A 14185-nucleotide genomic window follows, 5' to 3' on the forward strand; every position below is an offset into this window, starting at 1 on the left:
CCACGGGGCGACCAGCCGCGCGGCGACCGGCAGGACCGTGGCGATCGCAAGGATCGCGGTGACCGCAACGATCGTAACGACCGCAACAACAATCGCGGCGGCTCGCAGCCGCTGCGCTTTGAGGCCAAGCCGCCGCGCAAGGAGAAGCCGATCGATCCGGATTCGCCTTTCGCCAAGCTCGCAGCCCTCAAGGAGCAGATGAAGAAGTAGTCATGAGCGGGGAGACACAGCCGACAAGCGGTTCGCGCCAGCGCATCGACAAGTGGCTGTTCTTCGCGCGCATGGCGAAGTCACGCTCGGTGGCGCAGAGCCATATCCAATCAGGCCATGTGCGCATCAACGGCGAGCGCTGCAGCCAGCCGAGCCAGTTGGTCAAGCCGGGTGACCGTATCGAGCTGACGCTAGAGCGGCGCGATGTCGTGCTCGTCGTGCGCCTTGCCGGCGAGCGGCGGGGGCCTTATGAGCAGGCGCGCCTGCTTTACGACGACCAATCCCCGCCGCCCGATGAGGCAAAACGTCTCACGCCCTACGAGCAGGCGATCCGGGCGACCGGCACCGGCCGTCCGACCAAAAAGGAAAGACGTGCAATCGACAGGCTGATGTCGGACGAGGATTAGAAAACTCTGTCTGCGGTGGCGGCTTTTGCAGATCGTTTATCCTTGAAATCCGGCGATAAAGCCGATACGTCACTGACAACCTGCCGGAAGCGTGCTTGCCTCCCAAGCCTGCTCACGCTTTTCCTCCGGCACGGGGATAGGCGCGACGTTCCAGGTTGCCCGGCCCCATCCGCATGGAAATCCTGGAGTTCTTCATGACCTATGTCGTGACCGACAATTGCATCAAGTGCAAATACACCGATTGCGTGGAAGTCTGCCCTGTCGACTGCTTCTATGAGGGCGAGAATTTCCTCGTCATCCATCCCGACGAATGCATCGATTGCGGCGTCTGCGAACCGGAATGTCCCGCCGAGGCGATCAAGCCCGATACCGAGCCGGGCCTCGACAAATGGCTGAAGATCAACACCGAATATGCGACGATCTGGCCGAATATTACGGTCAAGAAGGAGCCGTTGCCTGAGGCCAAGGAAATGGATGGCGAGGCCGGAAAATTCGAGAAATATTTTTCCGAGAAGCCTGGTTCCGGCGATTGAAACAGTGTCCACATTCGGTCGCCGGACTCGGGCGACCGCGGGGCGAAACGTTGTAAAAGCTGCGTGAGGCATATGGGTGACATGTGTTGTCCGCATGACTCAAGCGAAGCAAATTATTGATTTCCTCATATTTTTATGATAGGTTTCGGTTACTGTTCCATTTGTGGCATGACGCATGCCCAAAACCATCACGAAAGCAAAACCAATCCGTACGCGGTTTCCGTGACATATCAACGCTTTGAGCGCCGGGTCCCAAGATCGCGCGCAAGAAGTCTTTGCTTTTGCCCGATGGGACCAGAGTGAAGTCACCCGACGGATACTACCGTCTCACCCGGGCCTGACTGACCCGGCTCCGGCCGCCGCCGGAAGCGTAACAGGGAGTTTTTGAATAGAATGACGACTCAGCAGAAAAAGCCTTCTACAGCACGTCACGGCTTCAAGACCGGTGAATCGATCGTCTACCCCGCTCATGGCGTCGGTACCATCACCGCTATCGAAGAGCAAGAAGTTGCCGGCATGAAGCTCGAACTTTTCGTTATCGATTTCGAGAAGGACAAGATGCGTCTGAAGGTTCCGGTTGCGAAGGCCATGAGCATCGGTATGCGCAAGCTTTCGGAAACGGATTTCGTCGAGCGTGCATTGAAGGTCGTGCAGGGCAAGGCGCGCGTCAAGCGTACCATGTGGTCCCGCCGCGCCCAGGAATATGATGCCAAGATCAATTCCGGCGACCTGATTTCCATCGCTGAAGTTGTGCGCGATCTCTATCGTGCCGAGAACCAGCCCGAGCAGTCCTATTCCGAACGCCAGCTCTATGAGGCTGCGCTCGACCGCATGGCGCGCGAAATCGCCGCTGTCAACAAGATGTCGGAAACCGAAGCCGTCCGTCTCGTCGAGACCAATCTCAACAAGGGTCCCAAGCGCGGCAAGGCGATTGAAGAAGACGATTCGCAGGACGAAGCCGCGTAAAGCGACCCTGTTTTTCTGTCAAAAAACCCGGCCTTCGTGCCGGGTTTTTTTATTGGAACTTTTTCCCGACTGCCGCGTTTATCACACGTAATTGCGGACTGCTCGTCAGGCAATGGCCTCAACGAGCGAACTGCTATTACGTCAATGTTCGATGAGGAGCGGATCATGCCTTTTCTATATTGCCCATCCGGCAAAGTGAAGAAACAGGTCCAGCCCAGCCGTCTTACCGGCACATGATGAGAAATAGGGCCTCCCCCTGAAAAGTCCAGGGGCGAGGCTTTTATGCATTCAGAACCCATTCAATCTGGACAGCGATGTTCCGGAACACGAGTTTTATTGTTCATTTCAGGGCGAGAGGCCTGCTTTGGGAGATCGAAATGAAGAACATGTCTGCAGATCGGCGCATGATCAAAATCGCGATGGCCGCCCCCTATCTTGCCCGTCAGGAAGAGCACGATCTCGCCACCCGCTGGAAGGATCACGACGACCGCGGCGCGCGCAACCAGATCGCCATGGCCCATATGCGCCTCGTCATATCCATGGCTGGCAAGTTCCGCAATTTCGGCCTGCCGATGAGCGATCTTGTGCAGGAGGGCTATGTCGGCCTGCTGGAGGCCGCCGCACGCTTCGAGCCGGAACGCGACGTGCGCTTTTCGACCTATGCAAGCTGGTGGATCCGGGCTTCGATCCAGGATTATATCCTGCGCAACTGGTCGATCGTTCGTGGTGGCACGAGTTCAGCGCAAAAGGCGCTGTTCTTCAATCTGCGTCGTCTGCGCGCCAAGCTCGCCAAGGGTGACACACAGCTGACGCTGCAATCCATTCACCAGGAAATCGCCGCGGCCCTCGGCGTGAGCCTCGCCGATGTGCAGACGATGGATGCCAGGCTTTCCGGTAACGACGCTTCGCTGCAGGCGCCTTCGGTCTCCGGCGATGCCGAGAGCGCAGAGAAGATGGACTTCCTCGTCAGCGACGATCCCCTGCCGGACGAGCAGGTTTCAAACATGATCGACGGCGAGCGTCGCCGCGTCTGGCTCGCTTCGGCGCTGAAACATCTCAACGAACGCGAGATGAAGATCATCAGCGCCCGGCGTCTGGCGGAAGACGGTGCCACGCTCGAAGAACTCGGTGCCGATCTCGGCATTTCCAAGGAACGTGTGCGTCAGATCGAAAGCCGGGCGATGGAAAAACTCCGCAGCGCCCTCGTCAGCGCCGATCCGCATATGGCGGCCTACGCCTGAACCGAAAGCGCGTCGCGATCTTTCAGATTCGCCGGTCGCGCTTTTAGGTGTTTTTTTTACGCATGTCGTTATCGCAAAACCGCTGCCCACTTTTGCGCGACATGCTTGTCCCCTCCAGCAGCACAGACTGGCCCGGCGCAAGCCGGGCCTTTTTTATTCGGCGATGATCTTGACGCGATCGCCTGTTGAAACGGCTGCACCCGTGGGCAGGGCGTTGATGAGCTTGAAGAGATCGAGCTTGCGGTCGGTGCCCATCATGCGGGCAGCGAGCGTCGAGATATTCTCACCCGGCCGGACGGTGACGACGCGGATGCGCAGCGGCTTTAGCGAGGCCGCCTCTGCCGGCGTCATGCGGCGGAAACTCGCGCGTAGCACATTGGCCGTTGGCTCAAGGGCGTCGCTGCCTTTCGGCACGGCGGTCAGGAAACGGAAGATCTGCGAATTGTTGCGGATCACGGTGACATCGAAATCCCAGCGGTCGGCGCTGGCGCGCGCGGTGGCTGCTTCCATGCCGTTGATGGTGATCGGCTGGATGGTCGACGGGTCGAGGCCGGTTACCCAGCCGCTGGAGATATAGTTGGTGAGACTCTGGTTCTGATTGTCGGCGACGCCGTCGAAACGGACGGCGATGTCGTTCGGACCGGTGGCCATCACCGCCTCGACCTTGTTGTCGATGTGGAAATCCGGCGGCACGTCGAAGCGGATGCCGAGGCCGCCATGCAGGAAGGTCTGGCCGCGCACATAGCCTTCTTCCGGGCTGTCGCCGTACAGCAGTCCGTCTATGCCATCGAGATAATAATCGCGGCCTTTGTCGCCGACAGAGCCTTCCTGGCCGAAGGCGCGGGCGTGGGTGCGGGCAAGCTCTATGCGCTGGGCGGAATTCGGATGGCTCGACAGGAAGTCGAGGCTCTGGTCGGCTTCGGGATCAACCGACATGAAGCGACTGTAAGCGGCCATGGAGTCGAGGAAACGGGCAGCGGCATAGGGGTCGTAGCCGGCTTCGCCGAGCATGCGCACACCGATGACATCGGCCTGCAGCTCCTGCTGGCGGGAGAAGGCGGCGAGCCGCAGCTTGCCGCGGGCAAGCGCCTGCTTGCCGGCGATGTCGCTGGAAAGGACTTCGGCGACGACGCGGCTGGCGATGACCTCAGCCTCTTCGCGCTTCTGCCGCTCAATGCCGTGGTTTGCCGTCACATGGCCCATTTCGTGCGACAGCACGGCGGCAACTTCCGAAGCGTCGTTGGCAAGGGCAAGCAGGCCGCGGGTGACGTAGAGATAACCGCCCGGCAGCGCAAAGGCGTTGATCGCCGGCGAATTCAGGATGGTGATGCGGTAGGACTGGCTCGGATTTTCCGACACCGCCGTCAGCGCGCCGGCGATGCGGGCGACGAGGCGCTCGGTTTTGGCGTCCTTGTATTCGCCGCCGTAGCTTGCCACGATGCGCGGATGCTCGCGGGCGCCCATCGCCGCGCGCGGGTCGTTCTTCTGCACCTCGTCGACGATTTGTGGATTGGAAGAAGGCGAAACACTCGGCTGATAGGATTGGTCGATCAGCGTTTGGCAGCCATTCAGCGCCATTGCGACGGCCGAAAGCAGGATCAGGCGACGCGCGAAGCGCCGCGGCGCGGAGATGGCATCACTGGAAAGCGCGGGCGATTTCCACGTCGTCAAGCTGTCCAGTCTGTTTCTCCGCATCATGTCGTTGTTTTGCCGGTTTGCCTGAGATTCGGACCGACCATGGCAAAGGGAATTCAACAGGTGCGCACCCCTGATCTCGCGCTGCACAATCGGCCGATACAAGTCTTTGCTGTAGCTGATTTACGCATCGGTTGCATAGCGAGACTCTGCTTAAATGTGGCGCCGTTGCATTTTGGCAAGCCTCAGGCATTAAGGCCTCCCTTCGCTCGGATGAAATTATGGCGAAAGTTCCGTCACAAAGCGGAGATTCGTCGACGGCGCGGAAAAAGAACGGACCGATTGAAATAACCAGCCCGATAGCGACAGCCATGCGTGAAAATTGCAACCAGAAATATGTTCGCGGTGAGGAGACGCCTCTTGGTAAGGCATTTCCGCGGGGCGATTCGACTATTCGGCAGCTTCCGCTGTCGCCGGTTGCGGCCTCGTCGTTTCGCTGGCGCGGGGCAGTTGCATCGGCTTCAGCATGATGGCGGCCGCAAGGCCGATCAGCGCAATGGCGCAGGAAGTCATGAAGAGCGGTGAGAAGGCGGCGGCATAGGTATCGGCAACGGCCTGGCGGCTCGCTTCGGGAAGGGCGGCCATCATCTTCGGCGTCAACTGCTCGATATCGGCGACGCCGGGAATAGAGACGCCGACCTTACCGAGCTCAGAGGCGATGATGGCGCCGTAGATGGAAATAGCGATCGAGGCGCCGCCCATGCGCGACAGCGTCACCGAGCCGGTGGCGGCGCCGACGTCGCGGGCCGGTGCTGCATTCTGTACGCCGATGACGGGAACCTGCTGGGCAAGGCCGATGCCGATGCCGTGCAGCATCATGATCGCGCCGATGAAGACGATCGGCGTTCCGGCGTGGATCTGCGACATCAACGCAAAGGCAGTGGCGCTGCAGGTGAGGCTTGCGATGGCGAAGGGCTTGTAGCGCCCCGTCTTCGAGATGATCCTGCCTGCTGTCAGCGATCCGCAGACGAGGCCGCCGGTCAGGAGGATGAAGAGCAGGCCGGCGGCCGACGGCGAAAGGCCGGTCGTGGTCTGCAGGAAGAGGGCGAGATAATTGACCATGCCGATGGCGATGGCGCCGCCCATGATCGAGATCACCAGGAGCAGGCCGAAGGTGGAATTGCGAAACAGCTGCAGGGGAACGATCGGCTCCGGCGCGCGGCGCTCTGTGAATACCCAGGTGACGGCGCAGATGACGCCGAAGGCGACGATGCCGATGCTCTGCGGCGAGATCAACGCGCCGAACAGCTCGCTGCTGTCGGTGGCAAGCACGATGCTTGTCGTCGTCATGGCAAGCAGGAGCGCACCGGCATAATCGATCTTGGGGCGGCGATGCGGTTTACGGTAGGGCAGCATGAAGGCAAGACCGGTGAGCACGATGAAGCCGATCGGCACGTTGACGAGGAAGATCGAGCGCCAGCCGAAGAGATCGCTCATCGTGCCGCCAAGCACAGGGCCGATCGCGCCCGATGCCATCAGCACAAGGCTGGAATAGCTCTGGTAGCGAGCCCGCTCGCGCGGTTCGAACAGATCGGCGTTGACGGCGAAGATCGACACCATGATGCCGCCGCCGCCAAGGCCCTGCAGCACGCGGGCGGCGATCAGCGTATTCATCGAGACCGCAAGGCCGCAGACCGCCGAGCCGACGGTGAAGATCATGATCGCCGTCATCATCACATATTTGCGGCCGAACAAGTCGCCGAGCTTGCCGTAGAGCGGCATGACGGCGCTCAGCGACAGGAGATAGGCCGAGCCGATCCAGCCGAAACGCTCGAGATGGCCGAATTCACCGACGATCGTCGGCAGAGCCGTGGAGACGATCTGATTATCAAGCGTCGCCATGAACATGGCGGTCATCAGGAAAAGGAAGAGGATAAGCCGGCGACGAGGATCCGTCACGAGCGGCGCAGGCGCGAGTTGCATGTCCATGGGAGGCATCGTTCCGGGTTGATGTGCTTTTATGTGCTAACAGCATATAGTTGTCAATGGCACATTAATGACGTCGGCATATTCAATTTTCGAATCGGCTCTGTTATGGTCCAGTGATGAGCGACGTCCTGACCAAGACCCTTTCTGCGGAGCCGGCCGAGCCGGATCGTGAAAACGTGCCGCGTATCGGCCGGAGCATGGCACGCATGCGGCTGATGACCGGGCGTCGGCTGATCGGCCGGCTGGCGATCCAGAGTGCTGCACCAGGCCTTGAGCTTTCGCATCTCGACGTGCTCGATGCCGTGCGGAGGGCGCAGCCTGCCGGCGAGGTCACGGTCGGCCTGATCGCGGAGATGCTGCGCATCGATCCGTCACGGGCAAGCCGGGTGGTCGCCGACATGGTCGGGCGTAACGTGTTGCGCCGCGAGGCCTCGCAGGCCGATGCGCGGCGGATCGTCGTCGTCATGACCGAGGTCGGCCAGGACCTGCTTGCCGAGATCGTCGCGCAGAAGCTTGCAATCATTTCCGAGATCGTTTCCGACTGGCCGCAGGAAGATGTCGAGCGCTTCGCAGCGCTTTTCGAGCGCTTCATCGGCGGCTACGAGGCGGTCTTCCTGTCGCGCGACAAGGATACGCCGGGCTAGGCGGCAGTTCAAAGTGATCGAGCGTCCTGTTGGTGTTGGACGCGCGGCGCTTTCAGGCAAGCGGCGCCCCTTCCCCTCGACCCCCCGTTTGCGCTAAGGGCAATGCCCATGAGCCAATCCACCTTCACAATTCTCCTTGGCGGCGAACTCAGCCTGACGGAGCGCCTGCGCCATGCCATCGCCGACAGCCGCTTCATTGCGGCCGATGGCGGCATGCGGCATGCGGCAGCACTCGGCATCGAGCCGGAGCTCTGGGTCGGTGATTTCGATTCGACACCGGCCGATCTCGCGAATGCATTTCCCAATGTGCCGAAACAGCCTTATCCGGCAGCGAAGGCGGCGACGGACGGCGAAATCGCCGTGGCGGAAGCAATCGCGCGGGGCGCGCGGCGGCTCATCCTCGCCGGCGCGCTCGGCGGTGAACGCTCCGACCACGCGCTTCAGCACCTGCTGTCGGCCGTCAGCCTGGCGGAAGAGGGTTTCGACCTGCTGCTGACCTCGGGCAAGGAAGAGGCAGTGCCGCTGGTTGCCGGTACGATCGAACTGGACCTTCCCAAGGGCAGCCTGTTTTCCGTGCCCGGATTCAGCGAGCTGAGAGGGCTTTCCATCGAGAATGCGCGTTATCCGCTGGCGGATTTCCATCTGCCTTTCGGCTCGTCGCGCACCATTTCCAATGTTGCGGAAGGCACCGTTCGCTTTTCGCTCCGCAGCGGCCGGGCAATCGTGCTCGCCCGGCCCTATGATCTTTCCGGAGTCTGATTTTTGGCCCCTCCCATTCTAAAACTCGACGATATCTTCCTGAGCTTCGGCGGCGCACCGCTTCTGGCGGGTGCTAGCCTGCAGATCGAGGCCGGTGACAAAATCTGTCTCGTCGGGCGTAACGGCTCGGGAAAATCGACGCTGCTGAAGATTGCCGCCGGCCTGGTCGAGGCACAGTCCGGCGAGGTCTTCCGCCATCCGTCCTCGACGGTGCGCTATCTCGAACAGGCGCCGGATTTTGCCGGCTTCAATACGGTGCAGGCCTATGCCGAGGCCGGCCTCGGGCCGGGCGATGACCCCTATCGTGTCACCTATCTGCTGTCGCATCTCGGGCTGACCGGCGATGAAGACCCCAGAATGCTGTCCGGTGGCGAATCGCGGCGCGTTGCCCTTGCCCGGGTTATGGCACCGGAGCCGGACATTCTTCTGCTCGACGAACCGACCAACCATCTCGACCTGCCAACGATCGAATGGCTGGAAGGCGAGCTGCAAAAGACGCGCAGCGCCCTGGTGCTGATCTCGCACGACCGGCGTTTTCTCGAAAAGGTCTCGACGGCAACCGTCTGGCTCGACCGCGGCACCTCACGCCGGCTCGACCGCGGCTTTGCGCATTTCGAAGCCTGGCGCGACCAGGTGCTGGAGGCCGAAGAACTGGAGCAGCACAAGCTCGGCAAGTCGATCGAGCGCGAGGAGCACTGGCTGCGCTATGGCGTCACGGCGCGGCGCAAGCGCAATATGCGCCGTCTCGGTGAGCTGCAGACGATGCGCTCGAACTATCGCGGCCACAAGGGGCCGCAGGGCACGGTGCAGGCGACGGTTTCGGACGCGCAGGAATCCGGCAAGCTGGTCATCGAGGCCGACAAGATCACCAAGAGCTTCGGCGAGCGGGCAATCGTCACGCCGTTTTCGATCCGCGTACATCGCGGCGACTGCATTGGTCTCGTGGGGCCGAACGGCGCCGGCAAGACGACGCTGCTGAAGATGCTGACCGGGCAGCTTGCGCCTGATAGCGGCACGGTGAAGCTCGGCACCAATCTGGAGATCGCGACGCTCGACCAGAAGCGCGAGGATCTCGACCCCGAGGATACGCTTGCCAATTATCTGACGGACGGGCGCGGCGAAAACCTGCTCGTCAACGGCGAGCAGCGCCATGTCACCGGCTATATGAAGGAATTTCTGTTCCAGCCGGAACAGGCGCGTACGCCGATCAGAAACCTCTCCGGCGGCGAACGCGCCCGGCTGATGCTGGCGCGCATCCTTTCGCGCCCGACGAATCTCTTGATTCTCGACGAGCCGACCAACGATCTCGATATCGAAACGCTCGATCTCCTGCAGGAGATTGTCGCCGGCTTTCCCGGCACCGTCATTCTCGTCAGCCACGACCGCGATTTCCTCGACCGCACCGTGACCTCGACGATCGCACCCGCCGTGCCGGATGCGCCTGATGGCCGCTGGATCGAATATGCCGGCGGCTACTCGGACATGCTTGTGCAACGCAAGGGCGCGCTCGAGGAGCGCAGAAAAGCCGAGAAGGCGGCGGAGAAGCCGAAGACGCAGGAGGCACCAGCGCCAGGCAGCTCGAAGGTCAAACTCTCCTTCAAGCAGAAATTCGCACTGGAAAACCTGCCGAAGGAAATGGCGAAGGCCGAAGCCGAAATCGCCAAGCGCGAACAGGTGATGGCAGATCCCAATCTTTTCACGCGCGATCCTGCCGCCTTCAACCGACTTGCCAGCGAGATGGAAAAACTGCGCGCCGGCCTGACAAAGATGGAAGAGGAGTGGCTGGAGCTCGAAATGCTGCGGGAAGAGCTGGAAGGCTGAGATTTTCTCGAGGCTGAAGGCTCACTTTTCCTTGATTCGTCAGTGTGTCGTCCTGCGGCATAAGGTGCCGTCCGGCAGCCGGGGATATTGCCGATCGCAATGGCGACAAGGAAAAGTCAGATGTCTCGCAAGCCCTATTCCGGAATTTTCACGGCGTTTGTCGCCGGTAGCCTCGTGACCCTTGCCCTGTCGCAAGCCGCGCAGGCGCAGGATGCCCAGCGCATTCGTGTTCGCGGCGCCATCGAAAGCCTCAGCGGCGATACGCTCGTCGTCAAGACGCGCGAGGGCAGCGATGCGACGATCGCGCTGAAATCCGGCTGGAAGGTCGGCGGCATCAAGAAAGCCTCGGTCGAGGATATCAAGCCCGGCGATTTCGTCGGCGTCGCTTCACTTCCGAAGGGCACGGGCCCGGACGGGGCGATCGAGGTGCTGATCTTTCCGGCGTCGATGAAGGGAACCGGCGAGGGCAACCGTCCCTGGGATGCGCAGCCGAACAGCCAGATGACCAATGCGACCGTCAGCAACGCCGTCAAATCCGTGGACGGCCACACGATCACGCTGACTTATCAGGGCAAGGAAAAGACGATCGCGATTGCCGATGGCACGCCGATCGTGACGTTGGCGCCTGCGACCAAGGATGATCTGAAGCCCGGCGCCGGCGTCGTCGTCACCGGCGAAAAGGCGGCGGACGGCAGCATCTCGGCCAGCCAGATCGCCGTCGGCCTCAACGGCATCACGCCGCCGATGTGACCAGCGGCTCAAATCCTTACCTTATGCAGGCCGTCATCCCAAAACAGCTCCACACTTTTGGGCGGCATGTATTAAAGCGCCGGCGCGGGCACGGCGGCAGCGCCCGCACTGGCGCTGGCGCCGGTCTGGGCGACAGGCGGCTCCTCGGAAATTGACGGCAGCGCTTGCAGATGCAGCACGCGCGGCTTCAGCGCCTCGAGATAGGCCTCGGAGCGGCCGATATAGATCATGCCGCTTTCGGGCATGGAGACGAGCAGGTTGGCCATTGTTTCCTGCAGTTCCGGCTCCATGCCTTCCAGCACTTCGTCGAAGATGATCCAGCGCGGGCGCACGAGCAGGAGGCGGGCAAATCCGATCGCTTTCTGCTGGTCGCCTTCGAGCAGCTTGTCCCAGCGGGCGCGGGTATCGAGCCTTGCGATCAGCGAATGCAGGCCAACCTTGTCGAGGGCCGCCTCGACGGCGGCTTTCTCGTAGGCTTCGGGACGTTCGGGAAAGGCCAGCGCCTCGCGCAGCGTGCCGCCGGGAACATAAGCAACCTGCGGAACGAAGAGCATGTCGTCGATTGGCGGCAGGCCCATCGTGCCACTACCGCACGGCCAGAGGCCGGCCATCGCCTGGAACAGCAGCTTGCGGTTGACGCTGTGATCGCCGTTGATCATGATCCTTTCGCCGGCCTTGATCACGACATTGGTTTCACGCAGTCGGAAACCGCCGCATTCCTCGATATCTTCGCCGACTTTGGCGACGATCACCACATCCTTCAACGTCAGTGTGTCGGGCGCGGCGTTTTCATAGGCGATGCTGTCCTTCAGGTCGAAGTCCTCGTCCATGTCGAGCAGCGCCTGGCGGAAATCGGTGACGCGCATCAGCGTGGCGCGCCACTCGGCGATCGGGCCGAAATTGGAGACATACCAGCGCAGCGCCGTGTTGACCTGGTTGAAGGCGCCGACCGACATCATCAGCTGGCCGAGGGTGAGGCCGCCGGAGAAATAAGCTGGGGCGGCAACGATGATCGGGATGACGATTACCAGCCAGCCGTAGCCGGCCGAAACCCAGGTGAGATTGGTATTGGCCATGGCGAGCCGCTTGACGACTGTCAGTACCGAGCTGATGTCGGTGTTGATACGTCGGCGCTCGTTCTCCTCGCCGCGGGCAACGGTGATCGCCGGCATGTTCTCATTGGCATGCATCAGCGTGAAGCGAAGCTCGGCTTCTTTCGAAAAACGGTCGGCATTGAGCTTGACCAGCTTGCGGCCGACGACCTGGCTCAGCACCGAGGCGGAAGCGGCATAGAAAATCGCCGCCCAGACCATGTAGCCCGGAATGGAGAAGCTGTGGCCGCTGATGCGGAAGATGAAGCCGCTCGAAAGCTCCCAGAGCACGCCGATGAAGCTCACCAGGAGGATGGTCGACTGCAGCAGGCCGAGAACGAGCCCTGTCGTGCTTTCGGCAAGGTTGCGGGAATCCTCGTGCAGACGCTGGTCCGGATTGACGCCGATCAGGCCGCTGGAGGCAAGCCGCAGTGCCCGCTTGCGCTTCAGCCACTGGTCGACGAGATCGCGTGACAGGCCTTCACGCATATAGAGCGCCGTCATCTGGTTCAGCCAGGCCTGCAGCACGTTGAGCAGCAGCAGCGTGCCGGCGATCATCGCGAAGATTTCGAGTTGGTGGAAGAATTCGCCGAGGTCGCGGCGCTCCAGCGAGTCATAGAAGGGCGCATTCCACTCGTTCAATATGACCTGGCCGTAGGACGTCGCCAGGATAACGAGGATCAGCACGGTCGCCAGAAACAGCACCCTGCCACGCACTTCCGAATTCCAGAATGCTGAGAACATGACGCCGAGGCGATATGTCAGGCTGAAATCATACCCTACCCTATCCTGCCTCCGGATGCCCGGCCTCCCCTCAATCTTATCTGCCATTACGCTTTTCCAAATCGCCCATGCCCCTATAAATAACATGGTGGCGTTACGGGTCTATCAACAGATTCTATCATTCATTAAACTGTGATGATGCGGCAGAGGTCACTTGACTGCAGTCGACAGTTGATTCGCGACCCGACTGGGTCTAATTAAAGCGCTCCGTGGTGATTTGGCCGGCCGGCTTGCAGCCACGTTAAAAAAATCGCTAAAGGGCCGCGTGCGGACCGGTAGCGATTTTTTTCGCCGCCGGTTTTTGTTTTTGATCGAGTGACCGCAATGCCCATCAAGATCCCCGATACGCTGCCCGCCTTCGAAACCCTGGTTCAGGAAGGTGTGCGGGTGATGACCGAGACGTTGGCGATCCGTCAGGATATCCGACCGTTGCAGATCGGGCTGCTCAACCTCATGCCGAACAAGATCAAGACCGAATTGCAGATGGCGCGTCTCGTCGGCGCCTCGCCGCTGCAGGTGGAACTGTCGCTCATCCGTATCGGCGGCCACAAGGCGAAGAATACGTCAGAAGATCATCTGCTTGCCTTCTACCAGACCTGGGAGGAGGTAAAACACCGCAAGTTCGACGGCTTCATCATCACCGGGGCGCCGATCGAGCTCTTGCCCTATGAGGACGTCACCTATTGGGCGGAGATGCAGCAGATTCTCGACTGGACGGAAACGAATGTCCATTCGACGATGAACGTCTGCTGGGGCGCGATGGCGGCGATCTATCATTTCCACGGCGTTCCGAAATACGAGCTCAAAGAGAAGGCCTTCGGGGTTTACCGCCACCGCAACCTGAAGCCTTCGTCGATCTATCTCAACGGCTTTTCCGACAATTTCGAAGTGCCGGTGTCGCGCTGGACCGAAGTGCGCCGCGCCGATATCGAGAAGTCCGAAAACCTGGAGATCCTGATGGAATCACCCGAGATGGGCGTGTGTCTCGTGCACGAGAAGAAGGGCCGGCGGCTCTACATGTTCAACCATGTCGAATATGATTCCACCTCGCTTTCCGACGAGTATTTTCGCGACGTCGATGCCGGCGTGCCGATCAAGATGCCGCACAATTACTTCCCGCATAACGATCCGGCGCTTGCGCCGCAGAACCGCTGGCGCAGCCATGCGCATCTCCTGTTCGGCAACTGGATCAACGAAATCTACCAGACGACGCCCTTTGATGTGGAAGAGATCGGCACGGACCTCTGACCTTGCCGATCGCGCCCCGAGCCGGTGCCGCCGCCTCACTGCTGCGGCATTTTCTTTCTGATCCGCCGGTTGCGGAATGAAGCAAATGCGGGCAGGTTCCTGTCCCGA

The 14185-nt window shown here is 60.9% G+C and carries 13 protein-coding genes and 1 riboswitch; of the genes, 10 read left to right on the forward strand and 3 right to left on the reverse strand.

The features are described from left to right. From MOV76_RS21485 to MOV76_RS21505, 5 genes are all read left to right on the forward strand, one after another. Nucleotides 1-210: hypothetical protein (locus MOV76_RS21485; protein WP_247265237.1), on the forward strand; the 210-nt coding region annotated here is incomplete at its 5' end. Nucleotides 211-212: 2 nt separating this feature from the next. Next, the gene (locus tag MOV76_RS21490) at nucleotides 213-617 is read left to right on the forward strand and encodes an RNA-binding S4 domain-containing protein (RefSeq protein ID WP_047620232.1); all 405 of its coding nucleotides are present in this window, start codon (nucleotides 213-215) and stop codon (nucleotides 615-617) included. Between the two features lie 194 nt (nucleotides 618-811). Beyond that, complete coding sequence (fdxA, locus tag MOV76_RS21495; protein ID WP_130653283.1) at nucleotides 812-1150, forward strand: ferredoxin FdxA; 339 nt, start codon at nucleotides 812-814, stop codon at nucleotides 1148-1150. A gap of 393 nt (nucleotides 1151-1543) precedes the next feature. After that, nucleotides 1544-2116: a CarD family transcriptional regulator gene (locus MOV76_RS21500; RefSeq protein WP_003543775.1), complete on the forward strand. Its 573-nt coding sequence runs from the start codon at nucleotides 1544-1546 to the stop codon at nucleotides 2114-2116. Nucleotides 2117-2493: 377 nt separating this feature from the next. Next, nucleotides 2494-3357, forward strand: a complete 864-nt coding sequence (locus MOV76_RS21505) for an RNA polymerase factor sigma-32 (RefSeq protein WP_018244054.1) — start codon at nucleotides 2494-2496, stop codon at nucleotides 3355-3357. A 153-nt stretch (nucleotides 3358-3510) separates the two neighbouring features. Here MOV76_RS21505 and MOV76_RS21510 read toward each other — a convergent pair whose 3' ends face one another. Beyond that, a complete protein-coding gene (locus tag MOV76_RS21510; RefSeq protein WP_018244053.1) occupies nucleotides 3511-5055 on the reverse strand; it encodes a M48 family metalloprotease in 1545 nt (514 codons plus the stop codon). Between the two features lie 387 nt (nucleotides 5056-5442). Continuing rightward, entirely contained in the window at nucleotides 5443-6981 is a 1539-nt protein-coding gene (locus MOV76_RS21515) for an MDR family MFS transporter (protein ID WP_247265238.1), read from the reverse strand. Between the two features lie 116 nt (nucleotides 6982-7097). Between MOV76_RS21515 and MOV76_RS21520 the strand changes: the two genes are divergently transcribed. The 4 genes from MOV76_RS21520 (at nucleotide 7098) to MOV76_RS21535 (ending at nucleotide 10955) form a co-directional block, all read left to right on the forward strand. Then, nucleotides 7098-7625, forward strand: a complete 528-nt coding sequence (locus tag MOV76_RS21520; protein WP_026188553.1) for a MarR family winged helix-turn-helix transcriptional regulator — start codon at nucleotides 7098-7100, stop codon at nucleotides 7623-7625. 102 nt (nucleotides 7626-7727) lie between these two features. Next, nucleotides 7728-8384 carry a thiamine diphosphokinase gene (locus MOV76_RS21525; RefSeq protein ID WP_182564461.1) on the forward strand — a complete coding sequence of 219 codons (657 nt, stop codon included), beginning with the start codon at nucleotides 7728-7730 and terminating at the stop codon, nucleotides 8382-8384. Between the two features lie 3 nt (nucleotides 8385-8387). Continuing rightward, nucleotides 8388-10205, forward strand: coding sequence for an ABC-F family ATP-binding cassette domain-containing protein (locus MOV76_RS21530; RefSeq protein WP_018244049.1), 1818 nt, complete (start codon nucleotides 8388-8390; stop codon nucleotides 10203-10205). Between the two features lie 120 nt (nucleotides 10206-10325). Next, complete coding sequence (locus MOV76_RS21535; protein ID WP_032980592.1) at nucleotides 10326-10955, forward strand: hypothetical protein; 630 nt, start codon at nucleotides 10326-10328, stop codon at nucleotides 10953-10955. A 71-nt stretch (nucleotides 10956-11026) separates the two neighbouring features. On the opposite strand, the gene MOV76_RS21540 is transcribed toward MOV76_RS21535, so the two are convergent. Further along, on the reverse strand, nucleotides 11027-12916 hold the full coding sequence (locus MOV76_RS21540) for an ABC transporter ATP-binding protein/permease (RefSeq protein ID WP_247265239.1): 1890 nt from the start codon (nucleotides 12914-12916) through the stop codon (nucleotides 11027-11029). A 112-nt stretch (nucleotides 12917-13028) separates the two neighbouring features. Further along, nucleotides 13029-13106, forward strand: a riboswitch (SAM riboswitch). 47 nt (nucleotides 13107-13153) lie between these two features. Between MOV76_RS21540 and metA the strand changes: the two genes are divergently transcribed. Next, complete coding sequence (gene metA / locus MOV76_RS21545; RefSeq protein WP_018244046.1) at nucleotides 13154-14077, forward strand: homoserine O-succinyltransferase; 924 nt, start codon at nucleotides 13154-13156, stop codon at nucleotides 14075-14077. Nucleotides 14078-14185: the final 108 nt, after the last annotated feature.

It is taken from the genome of Rhizobium sp. PRIMUS64, assembly GCF_023006465.1.
GTDB lineage: Bacteria > Pseudomonadota > Alphaproteobacteria > Rhizobiales > Rhizobiaceae > Rhizobium > Rhizobium leguminosarum.